The sequence below is a fragment of the Methyloversatilis sp. genome (genome assembly GCF_030698125.1).
Lineage (GTDB): Bacteria > Pseudomonadota > Gammaproteobacteria > Burkholderiales > Rhodocyclaceae > Methyloversatilis.
The window spans coordinates 71515-86447 of record NZ_JAUYNV010000057.1 but is presented as its reverse complement, the minus strand read 5'-3'; the positions used below and the strand labels follow the sequence as shown (position 1 = coordinate 86447).

Genomic DNA, 14933 nt, shown 5'->3' with positions numbered 1-14933 from the left:
TGTGAGTGTCTCTGCCCGGAGTCCGGGGCGATGGCTGAAGTGCGGGCTGGAGCATGGGGTTTGTTGGCGCCACGCTGAACGGTAACACTAGAGGATAGCCAGTTCTCCGAGCAGCTCCTGCTCGAGTCTGATCAGCGTCGTGCTTTTTTCCAGTTCGGCACCGGAAACGAGAAACACGTCTTCCACCCGGTCGCCGAGCGTCGTGATCTTGGCCGTGTGCAGATTGATGTGATGCGCGGCCAGCACGCGGGCAACCGAATAGAGCAGGCCGGGTCGGTCGGCGGCTGTGACCTGCATGATGTGGTGCTGCTTGCGTTCGTCCGGCTTGATCAGCACTTCGGGCGTGATCGGGAAGTGCCTGACCTCGCGTGACAGCCGGCCGGTGACCGGCTGCTCGGCAAGTGTCTGGTTCTGCAGCCGCTCGGCCAGTCCGGTTTCGATCAGCGCAATCATGTCGCGCGAATTCAGGTGCCGGTTCGGGTCGAGCAGGATGAAGCTGTCCAGCGCGTGCCGGTCGGTCGTGGTGTGGATCTTGGCATCGGCGATGCTGTAGCCGAGCCGGCCGAAGAAGCCGCACAGGCGCATGAACAGATCGGGCTGGTCGGGTGCATAGACCATCACCTGCAGGCCGTCGCCGACCTGGTTGGGCCGTGCCTTGACGACCGGCGTGCTGGCGTTGGCCTGAAAATAGAGCATGCGCGTGTGCCAGGCGATTTCGTCGGCCTCGTGCCGCATGAAGTACACGGTGTCGAGTCTGGCCCAGAACTCGTTTTCGATGCCTTCGCGCAGGCCGAAGTAGCGCAGCAGGTGGCGTGCTTCCTCCTGCCGGTCGGGCGTGCCGGATGCGCCCGGACTTTCGCCCTGCAACACGCGCAGGGTCGAGAAGTAGAGGTCTTCCAGCAGTTTGCCGCGCCAGGCATTCCACACCTTGGGACTGGTGCCGCGGATGTCTGCATGGGTCAGGATGTACAGCGCCGTCAGACGACGTTCGGTGCGCACCAGCGCGGCGAAGGCGTGGATGGTGTCCGGATCCGACAGATCCTGCTTCTGCGCCACCGACGACATCGACAGGTGGTGCTCGACCAGGAACACCACCAGATCGGCGTCTTCGGAAGCGATGCCGTGCTGTACGCAGAACAGGCGTGCGTCACGCATGCCCAGCTGCGAATGATCGCCGCCACGGCCCTTCGCGATGTCGTGAAACAGCGCCGACAGGTAGAGCAGCCAGCGCCGTTCGAAGGCGGTGATCAGTCGCGACAGCAGCGGATATTCGTGCGCGTGCTCGGCCATCGTAAAGCGACGCACGTTGCGCATCACCTGCAGGATATGCTGGTCGACGGTGTACACATGAAACAGGTCGTGCTGCATCTGGCCGACGATGCGGCCGAAGGCCGGCAGATAGCGGCCGAGGATGCCGTACTGGTTCATGCGGCGGATTTCATGCACCAGGCCGCGTGTCTGCTGGAACAGAGACAGGAACAGCATGCGGTTCTGCGGGTCGCGCCGGAACTTCGCATCGATCAGGCGGCGCGCCCGCCACAATCCGCGCAGCGTGCGTGCCGTCATGCCCTTGAGTTCGCGGTGCGTCTGCAGCAGCGTGAAACATTCGAGCAGCGCACTCGGGGTGTTTTCGAACACGTCTTCCGACACCACGTCGAGCAGTTCGCGGCTGGACTGGAAGCGTGCGTTGATCGGCTGCACGACCGTGTCGCCAGATGGAAACAGCGCAGCGGAAATGTTCTGCAGCAGGATGGTGTTCAGCTGCGTGATCATCTTCGCGCTGCGGTAATAGCGCTGCATGAACACTTCGGAGGCGCGCCGGGTCGGCGTGGCCTGCATGCCGAACGCCGCGGCGAGTGCCTCCTGGTGGTCGAAGATCAGCCTGTCTTCGCGCCGCCGTGCGATCAGGTGCAGCCGGACCCGGGTGTCGCGCATGAAGCGTTCGATCCGGTGCAGCTGACGTGATTCGGTCGAAGTGATCAGGCCGCGCGCCGCCAGTTCGGCCCAGGTCGAGCCGAACTCGCCGGCGCGTGCGATCCACTGGATGACCTGAAGATCGCGCAGCCCGCCCGGACTTTCCTTGCAGTTCGGCTCCAGGCTGTAGGGCGTCTCCTGGTAGCGCTGGTGGCGTTCGTCCTGTTCGAGGCGCTTGGCCTTGAAAAAACTGCCCGGATCGCGCTGTATTGCCAGCTCATGGCTCAGCTCGCGGAACATGCGTCGCGAGCCGGCCAGCAGGCGCGCTTCGAGCAGCGTGGTTTCGACCGTGATGTCGCGCGACGCCTCGTCTACGCACTGGCCGACGGATCGAACGCTGTGGCCGATATCGAGCCCGATGTCCCACAGCAGGCCGACCAGCATTTCCAGCCGCGATTCGATGTCCGGCGACAGTTGCGGCGGGGTCAGGAACAGCAGGTCGACGTCCGACGCCGGATACAGCTCGCCGCGGCCATAGCCACCGACGGCGACCAGCGCTGCCGTGCGCGGCATGCCGGCTGCCGCCCAGAGCTGGCGCAGGGCGGCATCGACGGCGCGGGCGCGGTCGCGCAGCAGGCGCTGGCTGTTGCCGTCGCGTTCGAACGTTTCGCGCAGGCGTATCTGGGCCGCCGACAGTTCGGCACGCAGCGTGGCCGCCAGCAGGCGCAGCGCGTCGGTGCCGGCCGGTGCGTCCACCCGTCAGGCCACTCCGCGGGCGTCGCCGATCAGCGCTGGCGGGGGTGGGCAGCCGTCGGACAAGGTGAGCACCTCGTAACCTTCGTCGGTGACGACGACCGTATGTTCCCATTGCGCCGACAGCGTGCGATCGCGCGTGACGATGGTCCAGCCATCCGCCAGTTCGGACACTGCGGCGCGGCCGGCATTCACCATCGGCTCGATGGTGAAGATCATGCCGGGCTGCAGTTCCATGCCGGTTCCGGGCTTGCCGTAATGCAGCACCTGGGGGTCTTCGTGGAACTTGCGGCCGATACCGTGACCGCAGAATTCGCGCACCACGGAAATGCCGTTCGTCTCCGCGTGCCGCTGGATCACGTGACCGATATCGCCCAGGCGCCCCCCCGGCCTGACGCGGGAAATGCCGAGCCACAGACATTCGAAGGTGATCTGGCAGAGCCGGCTGGCCTGCTTGCTGACGTCGTTGCCGACCATGAACATGCGGCTGGTGTCGCCGTGGAAGCCGTCCTTGATCACCGTGATGTCCAGGTTGACGATGTCACCCTTCTTCAGCGCACGCGCCGCCGGCACGCCATGGCACACGACATGGTTGACCGACGTGCAGATCGACTTCGGGAACGGGCTGTAGCCGGGCGGCGCATAGTTGAGCGGCGCCGGGATGGTTTTCTGCTCATTCACCATGTAGTCATGGCACAACCGGTCAAGTTCTTCGGTCGTGATGCCGGGCTGGACATGCGGTTCGATGAAATCGAGCACCTCTGACGCCAGCTTGCACGCGACGCGCATGCTTTCGATTTCTTCCGCAGTCTTGATGGTGACACTCATATGGGTAGCTGTTCTTCAAATACGCTCGGGGACCGCTCAGGTTAGCCGAAGCGCCCGACGGCGGCAAACGCTTGCATGCCGGATCGCTTGAGTTTGTTGCACTGCGGCTGCTAGAATCGCTGGCTGTTTGATTCCAGTACCTCGTCAGGTACGTCAGACAAATCCACACGCCCGGTGCTGCCGTCGATACGGCAGCTCGACCGATAGGGTGCGTAGCCGGCAATTGCGGCTGCGAACACGGCCGGGCGGAGGTAAACCCTGATCGGAGACTTCAATGTCCGTATCCATGCGTGAAATGCTGGAGGCGGGTGTCCATTTCGGACATCAGACCCGCTTCTGGAACCCCAAGATGGCCCCGTACATTTTCGGCCATCGCAACAAGATCCACATCATCAACCTGGAAAAGACGGTTGCCCGCTACAACGAGGCAATGACGTTCATCCGCCGCATGTCGTCCAACAAGGGCACCATCCTGCTGGTCGGTACCAAGCGCCAGGCTCGTGAAATCGTGGCCGAAGAAGCGCAGCGCGCAGGCGTGCCGTATGTCGACGAGCGCTGGCTCGGCGGCATGCTGACCAACTTCAAGACGCTGAAGCTGTCGGTCAAGCGCCTGAAGGACCTCGAACAGCTGGTCGAGGACGGCAGCATGGAACGCATGCCGAAGAAGGAAGCCCTGGTGCTGCAGCGCGAGCTGATCAAGCTGCAGAAGAGCATCGGCGGCATCAAGAACATGAATGGCCTGCCGGACGCGCTGTTCGTCATCGACGTCGGTTTCCACAAGATCGCCATCACCGAAGCCAACAAGCTCGGCATTCCGGTGATCGCCGTGGTCGATACCAACCACTCGCCGCTCGGCGTGGATTACGTGATTCCGGGTAACGACGACTCGAGCCGTGCCATTCGCCTGTACGCATCGGGCGTGGCAGACGCCATCCTTGAAGGCCGTAACACCGCCGCCCAGGATCTGGTCGCGCAGCTCAAGGGCGACGACGAATTCGTCGAAGTTGAAGCCGAAGCGGAACCGCAGGCCTGATGAACCGTCCCGGCGGCCGCTCACGCGGTCGTCGGGTGTTTGACGAATTGCACGAACAGCAGATGGAAGGCGGGACTCAGCATGGCGGAAATCACCGCAGGAATGGTCAAGGAGCTGCGCGAAAAGACCGACGCTCCGATGATGGAATGCAAGAAGGCGCTGACCGAAGCCGGTGGCGACCTGCAGAAGGCGGAAGAAATCCTCCGCGTGAAACTGGGTAACAAGGCCAGCAAGGCCGCTGCCCGCGTGACAGCCGAAGGCATCGTCGGCCTTTACCTGTCGGCCGACGGCAAGCTTGCCGCGATGGTCGAAGTCAATTGCGAAACCGACTTTGTGGCGAAGAACGATGACTTCCTCGCACTGGTCAATGGCAGCGCAAAACTGATCGCCGAGCACAATCCGGCGGATGTCGCCGCACTGTCGGCGCTGCCGATGGGCGAAGGCACGGTCGAATCGACGCGCGCTGCACTGGTCGGCAAGATCGGCGAAAACATGTCGATTCGCCGTTTCGTGCGCATTGCCGCCGAAGGCAAGGTCGCCAGCTACGTGCATGGCGGCTCGAAGATCGGTGTACTGGTCGATGTCGTCGGTGGCGACGAAGCGCTCGCCAAGGATCTGGCGATGCACATTGCCGCGTCGAAGCCGAAGTCACTCGACTCGAGCGGTGTGTCGGCCGACCTGATTGATGCCGAACGTCGCGTCGCTATTGAAAAGGCGCGCGAAGCCGGCAAGGCGGAAGAGATGATCACCAAGATCGCCGAAGGCTCGGTGCAGAAATTCCTGAAGGAAGTGACGCTGCTCGGCCAGGTTTTCGTCAAGGCGGAAGACGGCAAGCAGACCATTGAACAGCTGCTGAAGGCGAAGTCGGCAAGGATCGCCGGCTTCACGCTGTATCTGGTTGGCGAAGGCATCGAGAAGAAGACGACCGACTTTGCCGCCGAAGTGGCCGCACAGGCCGCTGCAGCTGCTGCAGCACGCTGAAGGAGCCTGCATGACTGTTGCCTACCGCCGGATACTGCTGAAGCTGTCGGGTGAAGCCCTGATGGGCGATGACGACTACGGCATCAGCCGCGACATGCTTGCCCGCATCGTCGGGGAGATCGCCGAAATCCGCGCCCTGGGCGTGGAGGTGGGCGTGGTGATCGGCGGTGGCAACATTTTCCGCGGGGTGGCGGGTGGCGCGGCCGGCATGGATCGCGCCACTGCCGACTACATGGGCATGCTGGCGACGGTGATGAACGCGCTGGCGCTGGGTGACGCGATGCGTCAGGCCGGCGTTGCCGCACGGGTGCAGTCGGCGCTGAGCATCGAGCCGGTCGTTGAGTTCTACATCCGCGGCAAGGCGATCCGCTACCTGGAAGAAGGCAAGGTCGTCATTTTTGCTGCCGGTACGGGTAACCCTTTCTTCACGACCGACACGGCGGCTGCGCTGCGCGGACGCGAGATCGAGGCGGAGATCGTGCTGAAGGCAACCAAGGTCGACGGCGTGTACAGCGCTGATCCGATGAAGGTGCCCGATGCGACCCGCTACGAGCGCATCAGCTTCGACGAGGCGATCAGTCGCGACCTGAAGGTGATGGACGCCACTGCGCTCGCGTTGTGCCGCGACCAGCAACTGCCGATCAAGGTATTCAGCATCTTCAAGCCGGGCGCACTCAAGCGCGTGGTGATGGGCGAAGACGAGGGCACGCTGGTCCATATATAGTGGTGCGTGTTTTGCGCTCGCCATGGCTCAACAGGCTGCCGACGAGCGGCCGCAACTTCCAACAAGAGGCGACTTCATGATCCCCGAGTTGAAGAAAACCACAGAACAGAAGATGCAGAAAACGCTGGAGTCGCTCAAGGCCGACTTCGGCAAGGTACGTACCGGACGTGCGCACACCGGCATCCTCGACCACATCCAGATCGATTATTACGGCTCGATGGTGCCGCTCAGCCAGGTGGCCAACGTCACGCTGATCGACGCACGCGCCATCGGCGTGCAGCCGTGGGAAAAGAAACTGCTGCCGGTGGTCGAGAAGGCCATCCGCGATTCCGATCTCGGTCTGAACCCGTCGGCAATGGGCGACGTGGTGCGCGTGCCGATGCCTGCGCTGACCGAAGAGCGGCGCAAGGAACTGATCAAGGTGGTGCGCAGCGAGGCCGAAAACGGCCGTATCGCGGTGCGCAACCTGCGCCGTGACGCGAACAGCGTACTGAAGGACGCCGTCAAGGCCAAGACGATTTCGGAAGACGATGAGCGGCGTACGCAGGACGACATCCAGAAGCTGACCGACCGATACATTTCAGAGGTCGACAAGCTGCTCGCGCAGAAAGAACAAGACCTGATGGCGGTCTGAGGCCGAAACCGCATCGTGTCCTCGCGCCCCAGCAAGCCGGTCGACGGCGGCAACCTGCCGGTTCCGCAACATATCGCCATCATCATGGACGGCAACGGCCGCTGGGCGCGCCGCCGGTTCATGCCGCGGGTGGCCGGCCATCGCAAGGGGGTCGAAGCCGTGCGCGCAGTGGTGTCGCGTTGCGCCGAGCGCGGCGTCGGCTACCTCACGTTGTTCGCGTTCAGCTCCGAAAACTGGCGTCGTCCGCCGGAAGAGGTGAGCTTCCTGATGCAGCTGTTCATGCGTGCGCTGGAAGAGGAGGTCGTCCGCCTGCACGAGAATTCGATACGGTTGCGCGTCATCGGTGATCTTTCGCGCTTCGAACCCAGATTGATCGACATGATCCGCAGCGCCGAAGCGCTGACCGCCGGCAATACCGGACTCCATCTCACGATTGCCGCAAATTACGGCGGCCGCTGGGACATCCTGCAGGCGACGGAGTGCATGCTGAAGGCGAATCCATCGCGGCGGGAAGGTTTCGTCGAGAGCGATCTGACCCCTCACCTTGCAATGGCGTATGCGCCGGAACCCGACCTGTTCATCCGCACCGGCGGCGAGCAGCGCATCAGCAATTTCCTGCTCTGGCAACTGGCTTACACCGAGCTGTATTTCACCGACAAGCTGTGGCCGGAATTCAACGGCTCGGCCGTCGATGAAGCCATCGCGTCCTTCCAGCAGCGCGAGCGCCGTTTCGGACGCACCAGCGAACAGGTGCAGGCTGCCACTGCAGCCGCGCTCGGCGCGGTCGGCCGGCATGCTTAAACAGCGGGTACTGACCGCCATCGCATTGCTGGCAGGTCTGTACGCGGCACTGACCCTGCTCGATCTCACCGCCTGGGGCTGGCTGGTGGCCGTCATCCTCGGCCTTGCCGGCTGGGAGTGGGGCCGTCTGAGCGGTCTTGCCTCCGGCGGCGCCCTTGGCTCCGGCGTGATCACCTTTGTACTTGTTGCCGCGGCCGCGGCGTTTGCCTTCGGACCCGCCGGCGTGTTGCCGCAGGCCATGGCGCCACTTTCGGCGTTGCACGCGCTGGCCATCGTGTTCTGGTTGCTGATCGTACCGGTATGGATGTGGCGCGGCGGCCGTCCGTCGGGTTTCTGGATGGCACTGACTGGCCTGGTTGTACTCGTGCCGCCTGCGCTGGCGCTGATACAGCTGCGCGCGCAGGGGCTCGTGCCGCTGCTGCTGCTGATGGCCGTCGTGTGGATCGCCGACATCGCCGCGTATTTCACCGGTCGCGCATTCGGGCGGCACAAGCTGGCACCGGCGATCAGCCCGGGCAAGACCTGGGAAGGTGCCGTCGGCGCGGTGATCGCCGTGCAATGCTATGGTCTGGCGATCAAGCCGCTGCTGTTCGGTGAGGCGGACATGCCCGCCTGGCTGGTCTGGTCGGTGATATTGCTGCTGCTCACCGCGGTCAGCATCGTCGGCGACCTGTTCGAATCGATGATGAAGCGCCAGGCCGGCATCAAGGACAGCAGCCAGCTGCTGCCCGGCCACGGCGGCGTTCTCGACCGTGTCGACAGCCTGACCGCGACCTTGCCCCTGATTGGTTTTGCCCTGCTCAATCTACTTCCCGGAGCGCAGACGTGATGCGCAGACTGACCATACTGGGTGCCACCGGCTCGATCGGCGTCAGCACGCTGGATGTCGTGGCGCGCCACCCTGATCGTTTCGAGGTGGTGGCGCTGTCGGGTCACCGCCAGATCGACAAGCTGGCCGAACAATGCCTCGCCTTTGCGCCGAAACTGGCCGTGGTGGCGGACGCCGTTGCGGCGAGCTCCTTGCGCGGCATATTGGCGGGGCGGGTGCCGACCGAAGTCATGCATGGCAGCGAGGCGCTCGAAACGATCGCGGCGCTGCCCGAGGTGGACACCGTCATGGCGGCCATCGTTGGTGCCGCCGGCCTGCGGCCGACGCTGGCGGCTGCACGCGCAGGCAAGCGCATCCTGCTGGCCAACAAGGAAAGCCTGGTCATGTGCGGCGCGGTGTTCATGCAGGAGGTGGCGTCGAACGGCGCCACGTTGCTGCCGATCGACAGCGAGCACAACGCGGTTTTCCAGTGCCTGCCGACGCAGGGCAGGGCAGGTGTGCGCCGCATCCTGCTGACCGCTTCGGGCGGACCATTCCGCTGCACGCCGCTCGATCAGCTCGACCACGTGACGCCGGATCAGGCGTGTGCGCATCCGAACTGGGAAATGGGACGCAAGATTTCGGTCGATTCGGCAACCATGATGAACAAGGGCCTCGAGGTGATCGAGGCACACTGGCTGTTCGATACGGCGGCCGAGCGCATCGATGTGGTGATCCATCCGCAGAGCATCGTGCATTCGATGGTCGAATACGTCGATGGCTCGGTACTGGCGCAGATGGGTAATCCGGATATGCGCACCCCGATCGCGCACGCACTGGCCTGGCCGGAACGCATCGAGTCCGGGGTTGGTGCGCTCGATCTGGCCATGTCGGCCAATCTCGTGTTCGAACGCCCGGATCTGGAACGCTTTCCCTGCCTGCGACTGGCTTTCGCAGCGCTGGCGGCAGGTCGGGGTACGCCGGCCGTGCTGAATGCCGCCAATGAAGTGGCGGTCGCGGCTTTTCTGGAACGTCGGCTTGGTTTCCGTGCCATAGCAGACGTGATTGCCGAAACCCTGGATACGCTGCCCGACATGCCTGCCACCACACTCGACGACGTCTTTGCCGCCGACGCCGCTGCCCGCCAGACCGCGCAGCGTGCCATCAGGGCTCGCACTTGAGCCCCTTCTTCTACGCGGGCGCCTTTGTGCTGGCGCTCGGCATCCTCATCACGGTTCACGAGCTGGGCCACTACAGCATCGCCCGGCTGTGTGGCGTCAAGGTGCTGCGCTTTTCGGTTGGATTCGGCCGGCCGCTGCTGTCGCGTCGCTTCGGGCCGGACCGCACCGAGTGGGTGATCGCGCTGTTTCCGCTCGGTGGTTACGTCAAGATGCTGGACGAGCGCGAAGGCGAGGTCGCGGCATCGGAGCTTCCGCGTGCCTTCAACCGGCAGAGCGTGGGGCGCCGCTTCGCCATCGTGGCGGCCGGGCCGATCGCCAATTTCCTGCTGGCCATCCTGATCTACTGGGGCCTGTTCATCAACGGCATGGAAGAGCTGCGCCCGCTGCTTGCTGCGCCGGCAGTCGGCACGCCGGCGGCGGTGGCCGGCGTGACCGATGGCGAACTGGTGCGCTCGATCAATGGCAAGGACATCGTGTCCGCCCAGGATCTGCGCTGGAGCGTGGCGCAGGCAGCGCTGCACGGCGGCACGCTGATTATGGAAACGATCAGCGTGCACAACGAAATCAACAACCGTCGCATCGACCTGTCGGGCATCGGATCCGAAGTCGACGCCAGTCTGATGGAGCGCGCCGGCCTGACACTGTTCCGGCCGCGCATCGATCCGGTCGTCGCAACAGTGGCCGCCGACAGTGCCGCCGGCAAGGCCGGCATGCGCCCGGGTGACCGCATCGTGGCGATCGATGGCAAGCCGGTCGATGACTGGGCGTCGATGGTCGGCGTTGTCCGCGAGCTGGGCGGCCGTGAGGTGGTGGTCCAGGTGCTGCGCGGTGGCGTCGCGCTCGATCTGAACGCCGAAGTCGTCGCGGTGGAAGAAGGCGGCCAGCGTTTCGGCCGGCTCGGCGTGACACCCGAAACACCCGAAGGGCTGCGTGAGCGGCTGTTCGTCACGGCGCAACACGGCGTGATCGAATCCTTCGGCCTGGCCGTCACGCAGACCTGGGACACGGCGCTGTTCAGCCTCAAGGCATTCGGCCGCATGATCACCGGCGATCTGTCGTGGAAAAACCTGAGCGGGCCGGTCACGATTGCCGACTACGCAGGCCAGTCTGCTGCCATGGGCGTGCTGCATTACATCAAGTTCATCGCCCTCATCAGCATCAGTCTGGGCGTGCTGAACCTGCTGCCGGTGCCGCTGCTGGACGGTGGGCACTTGATGTACTATACGGTCGAATTTATCAAGGGCGGCCCGGTGTCTGAAAGAGTCATGGAAATCGGCCAGCAGATCGGTCTGGCCTTGCTGCTGATGCTCATGGCGTTCGCCTTCTACAACGATATCAATCGGCTTTTCGGTTGACTGCCCGCTGAAATACCCCATGCGCAAGTTTTTGCTTCCCGCCCTGCTCGCGGGATTGTTGTCGGCTCATGCGTTCGCCTTCGAACCCTTCGTGGTGCGGGACATCCGGGTCGAAGGCATCCAGCGCACCGAAGCCGGTACGGTATTCAGCTATCTGCCGGTGAAGGTCGGCGAGACATTCACCGAAGACAAGGCGGCAGAGGCCATCAAGGCACTGTTCGCGACCGGCTTCTTCAAGGATGTGCGGGTCGAAGTCGAAGGTGATGTGCTGGTGGTCGTCGTCGACGAGCGGCCGGCCATTGCATCGCTGGAATTCATCGGCATGAAGGAATTCGACAAGGACACGATCAAGAAAGCGATGCGGGATTTCGGCCTCGCCGAATCACGCATCCTCGACCGCAGCGTGCTCGAGCGGTCGGAGCAGGAAATGAAGCGTCAGTACCTGACGCGCGGGCTGTACTCGGTCGACGTCAAGACGACGACCACTCCGCTGGAGCGCAACCGCGTGGCGGTCACCTTCGAAATCAACGAGGGTGCTGCTGCCAAGATCAAACAGATCAACATCGTCGGTGCGAAGTCCTTCAAGGAAAAGGATCTGCTGAAGCTGCTGAGCCAGAGCACCGGCGACTGGTTGAGCTGGTACAACAAGAACAACCAGTACTCGCGCCAGAAGCTGAGCGCTGACGTCGAAACGCTGCGCAGTCATTACCTCGACCGCGGTTATCTCGAATTCAACGTCGACTCGACCCAGGTGTCGATCACGCCGGACAAGCAGGACATCTACATCACGATTTCGATCACCGAAGGCGAAAAGTACACCGTCGGCGGCGTCAAACTTTCGGGCGAGTTGCTGATTCCGGAAGAAGAATTGCGGGGCCTGGTCAAGTTGAATGCCGGAGAGGATTTTTCGCGCAAGAAGCTTACAGAAACGACCAAGGCGATCAGTGACCGTCTGGGTAACGACGGTTATGCCTTCGCCAACGTCAATGCCGTGCCGGAACCGGACCGTGAAAAGCGTACCGTTTCGTTCAACGTATTCGTCGATCCCGGCCGCCGGGTCTATGTGCGCCGGATCAACATCGCCGGCAACACGAAGACGCGCGACGAGGCGGTGCGACGTGAATTCCGGCAGATGGAAGGCGCCTGGTACGACGGCGAACGGATCAACCGATCCAAGTCGCGGGCTGACCGTCTGGGCTACTTCGACGGTGTCACCGTCGAAACACCCGCCGTCCCGGGGACGACCGACCAGGTCGATGTGAATCTGACCGTCAAGGAAAAACCGACCGGCAACCTGGCCTTCGGTGCCGGTTTCTCCAGTTCGGAAAACCTCATCCTGTCCACCTCGGTGTCGCAGCAGAACCTGTTCGGCAGCGGCAAGTCGCTGTCGCTCGGTCTGAACAGCGGCAGCATCAACAAGACCTATTCGCTGTCCTTCACGGATCCGTATTACACGCCGGACGGCATATCGCGCGGTTTCGACGTGTATCTGCGCAACGTTGATCCGTCGCGTCTGCGCATCGGCAACTACCGCACATCATCGGTCGGTGCCGGCATGCGCTGGGGGTTCCCGATCCGCGAGGACGACCGCATCAATTTCGGTCTTGCAGTTGATCAGACCAGCATCGACACCTTCAGCAACAGCCCGCAGCGCTACCTTAACTTCGTCAATGAATTCGGCGATTCGAACACCTCGCTGGTGGGTACGATAGGCTGGGCACGCGATACGCGCGACAGCGTGATCTACCCGACCAAGGGGTCGACACAGCGGGTGAATGTCGAAGTTTCACTGCCGCCGGGCTCGCTTCGCTATTACAAGGCGTCGTATCAGCATCAACGCTACTTCCCACTGTTCGGGGATTTCGTTCTGATGCTCAACGGTGATGTTGGCTATGGCGACGGATACAACGATAAACCGCTGCCTTTCTACAAGAACTACTTCGCGGGTGGCATCGGCTCGGTACGCGGTTTCCAGACCTCGTCACTCGGCGAGCGTGATCGAGACGCCGCCGGCAACATCCTGTTCAATACGGTGGGCGGCAATCGACGCATCGTCGGCAACGCCGAGTTGCTTTTCCCGTTACCGGGCTCGCAGGACAAGACGCTGCGGCTGGGTACTTTCATCGATGCGGGGCAGGTCTGGACTTCCGGCGACACGCTGAGCCTGGGCGATTTGCGCTATAGTGCGGGCCTTTCCGTGGCGTGGAGCTCGCCCATGGGGCCGTTGAAGTTCAGCGTCGCGCAACCGCTCAACAAGGAACCCACGGACCGCCTCCAGCGCTTCCAGTTCCAGCTCGGCAGTACCTTCTGAACCTCGAATACCACGAATGAACAGGTCAAGTGTTTTCTCACGTTTCGCCTTTATCGCATTGATTTCAATGGCGATGACAGGTATGGCGACGAACGCGCATGCCGAAACGGATGTGAAGATCGGCTTCGTCGATACGGAACGCATCCTGCGCGAAGCAGCGCCGGCCGTCCGTTCACAGAAGAAGCTCGAAAAGGAATTCGAAAAGCGCAGCCAGGAACTTGAAAAACTGGCCAAGCAGCTGCAGTCGATGCAGCAGACCATGGAAAAGAACGCGGTCACCCTGTCCGAAAGTGACAAGCGGGCGAAGGAGCGTGAATTCAACGACCTCACCCGCGACATGCAGCGGCGCGAGCGCGAGTACCGCGAGGACCTGAATCAGCGGCGCAATGAAGAACTGGCCAGCGTGCTTGATCGTGCCAACAAGGCAATCAAGGTCATTGCAGAAGCCGAAAAGTACGACATCATCTTTCAGGAAGTGGTGTATCGCAGTCAGCGTATCGACATCACCGAAAAGGTGCTGAAGGCGCTTGCAGATCCCCCTCCGGGCAAGTAACTGCGCATGCCAGCCAGACTTGGCGCTCTGGTCGAGCAACTTGGCGGCACCCTGCACGGTGACCCCGGGTTGTTGATCGAACAGGTTGCTTCTCTCGACACCGCGGGGCCGCAGCAGATTGCCTTCATGGCCGGGGCAAAGTATCGCAGCGCGCTGGATGCAAGCCGCGGCGGTGCTTTCATCGTATCGCCGGCAGACGGCGAAAATCTCGACCGACCTCACATCCGCGTTCGCAATCCCTCGCTCTATTTCGCGCGCGTCGCGCGACTGCTGAATCCCGAACCTGTCGTGCGCGCCGGCATCCATGCCGATGCATCGGTCGATGCTTCGGCGCACGTCGATGACAGCGCCGAAGTGGCCGCCGGCGCGGTCGTCGGGGCCGGTGCGTTCATCGGCCCCGGCGTATCCATCGGTGCCGGATCGGTGATCGGCGAGGCGTGTTCGATCGGCGCCGGCACGCGGCTGCATGCGCGCGTCACGCTGTATCCGAACTCGGTGGTTGGCGAGCGCTGCATCCTGCATTCGGGTGCGGTCATCGGCGCGGATGGTTTCGGCTTCGCGCGCGAAGCTGACGCGAGCTGGGTGAAGATTCCGCAGATCGGCCGCGTGATCATCGGCAACGATGTGGAAGTCGGTGCCAATACCACCATCGATCGCGGTGCGCTGGACGACACGGTGATCGGCGACGGCGTGAAGCTCGACAACCTCATCCAGATCGCGCACAACGTACACATCGGCGACCACACGGCCATGGCGGCCTGTTCCGGCGTGGCGGGCAGCACGCACATCGGCAAGCGATGCATGATAGGCGGCTCGTCGAACATCATGGGTCACATCGACATCGTCGACGACGTGGTCGTGTCGGCCGTCAGTTTCGCCAGCAAGTCCATCGGCAAGGCCGGCATCTACACGGGCTCGCTGCCGTCGATGGAACACGCCGAGTGGTCGCGCAACTTCGTCCGCATCCGCCAGCTCGATTCCATGGCCGAGCGGCTGCGTGCGCTCGAGCGCCAGATCGAATCACTGCAAAGCAGCAAGGAAGACTGACTTGAAATCC

The 14933-nt window shown here is 62.9% G+C and carries 13 protein-coding genes; 11 read left to right on the top strand and 2 right to left on the bottom strand.

The window, feature by feature from the left end:
* Positions 1 to 87 precede the first annotated feature (87 nt).
* Positions 88 to 2670 (bottom strand): [protein-PII] uridylyltransferase, encoded by a 2583-nt coding sequence (locus tag Q8Q80_RS18990; protein WP_305634565.1) that lies wholly within the window; start codon positions 2668 to 2670, stop codon positions 88 to 90.
* A 3-nt stretch (positions 2671 to 2673) separates the two neighbouring features.
* Positions 2674 to 3495 (bottom strand): type I methionyl aminopeptidase, encoded by an 822-nt coding sequence (map, locus tag Q8Q80_RS18985; RefSeq protein ID WP_305634555.1) that lies wholly within the window; start codon positions 3493 to 3495, stop codon positions 2674 to 2676.
* Between the two features lie 274 nt (positions 3496 to 3769).
* Between map and rpsB the strand changes: the two genes are divergently transcribed.
* The 11 genes from rpsB to lpxD all read left to right on the top strand — a co-directional run bounded on the left by rpsB (position 3770) and on the right by lpxD (position 14923).
* Positions 3770 to 4528 carry a 30S ribosomal protein S2 gene (rpsB, locus tag Q8Q80_RS18980; RefSeq protein WP_305634546.1) on the top strand — a complete coding sequence of 253 codons (759 nt, stop codon included), beginning with the start codon at positions 3770 to 3772 and terminating at the stop codon, positions 4526 to 4528.
* Between the two features lie 81 nt (positions 4529 to 4609).
* Positions 4610 to 5509 carry a translation elongation factor Ts gene (tsf, locus tag Q8Q80_RS18975; RefSeq protein WP_305634536.1) on the top strand — a complete coding sequence of 300 codons (900 nt, stop codon included), beginning with the start codon at positions 4610 to 4612 and terminating at the stop codon, positions 5507 to 5509.
* A gap of 10 nt (positions 5510 to 5519) precedes the next feature.
* Positions 5520 to 6233: a UMP kinase gene (pyrH, locus tag Q8Q80_RS18970; protein WP_305613233.1), complete on the top strand. Its 714-nt coding sequence runs from the start codon at positions 5520 to 5522 to the stop codon at positions 6231 to 6233.
* Positions 6234 to 6309: 76 nt separating this feature from the next.
* The gene (gene frr, locus Q8Q80_RS18965) at positions 6310 to 6867 is read left to right on the top strand and encodes a ribosome recycling factor (protein ID WP_305634502.1); all 558 of its coding nucleotides are present in this window, start codon (positions 6310 to 6312) and stop codon (positions 6865 to 6867) included.
* A 15-nt stretch (positions 6868 to 6882) separates the two neighbouring features.
* Complete coding sequence (gene uppS / locus Q8Q80_RS18960; RefSeq protein ID WP_305634493.1) at positions 6883 to 7668, top strand: polyprenyl diphosphate synthase; 786 nt, start codon at positions 6883 to 6885, stop codon at positions 7666 to 7668.
* The gene (locus Q8Q80_RS18955; RefSeq protein WP_305634470.1) at positions 7661 to 8497 is read left to right on the top strand and encodes a phosphatidate cytidylyltransferase; all 837 of its coding nucleotides are present in this window, start codon (positions 7661 to 7663) and stop codon (positions 8495 to 8497) included. Before uppS ends, Q8Q80_RS18955 begins: the two co-directional genes overlap by 8 nt.
* A complete protein-coding gene (ispC, locus tag Q8Q80_RS18950) occupies positions 8497 to 9657 on the top strand; it encodes a 1-deoxy-D-xylulose-5-phosphate reductoisomerase (protein ID WP_305634644.1) in 1161 nt (386 codons plus the stop codon). The genes Q8Q80_RS18955 and ispC overlap by 1 nt, the downstream gene beginning before the upstream one ends.
* Complete coding sequence (rseP, locus tag Q8Q80_RS18945; protein WP_305634459.1) at positions 9654 to 11012, top strand: RIP metalloprotease RseP; 1359 nt, start codon at positions 9654 to 9656, stop codon at positions 11010 to 11012. The genes ispC and rseP overlap by 4 nt, the downstream gene beginning before the upstream one ends.
* Positions 11013 to 11031: 19 nt before the next feature.
* Positions 11032 to 13323, top strand: a complete 2292-nt coding sequence (bamA, locus tag Q8Q80_RS18940; protein ID WP_305634434.1) for an outer membrane protein assembly factor BamA — start codon at positions 11032 to 11034, stop codon at positions 13321 to 13323.
* 82 nt (positions 13324 to 13405) lie between these two features.
* A complete protein-coding gene (locus tag Q8Q80_RS18935) occupies positions 13406 to 13876 on the top strand; it encodes an OmpH family outer membrane protein (protein ID WP_305634424.1) in 471 nt (156 codons plus the stop codon).
* Between the two features lie 6 nt (positions 13877 to 13882).
* Positions 13883 to 14923: a UDP-3-O-(3-hydroxymyristoyl)glucosamine N-acyltransferase gene (gene lpxD / locus Q8Q80_RS18930; RefSeq protein WP_305634422.1), complete on the top strand. Its 1041-nt coding sequence runs from the start codon at positions 13883 to 13885 to the stop codon at positions 14921 to 14923.
* Positions 14924 to 14933 lie beyond the last annotated feature (10 nt).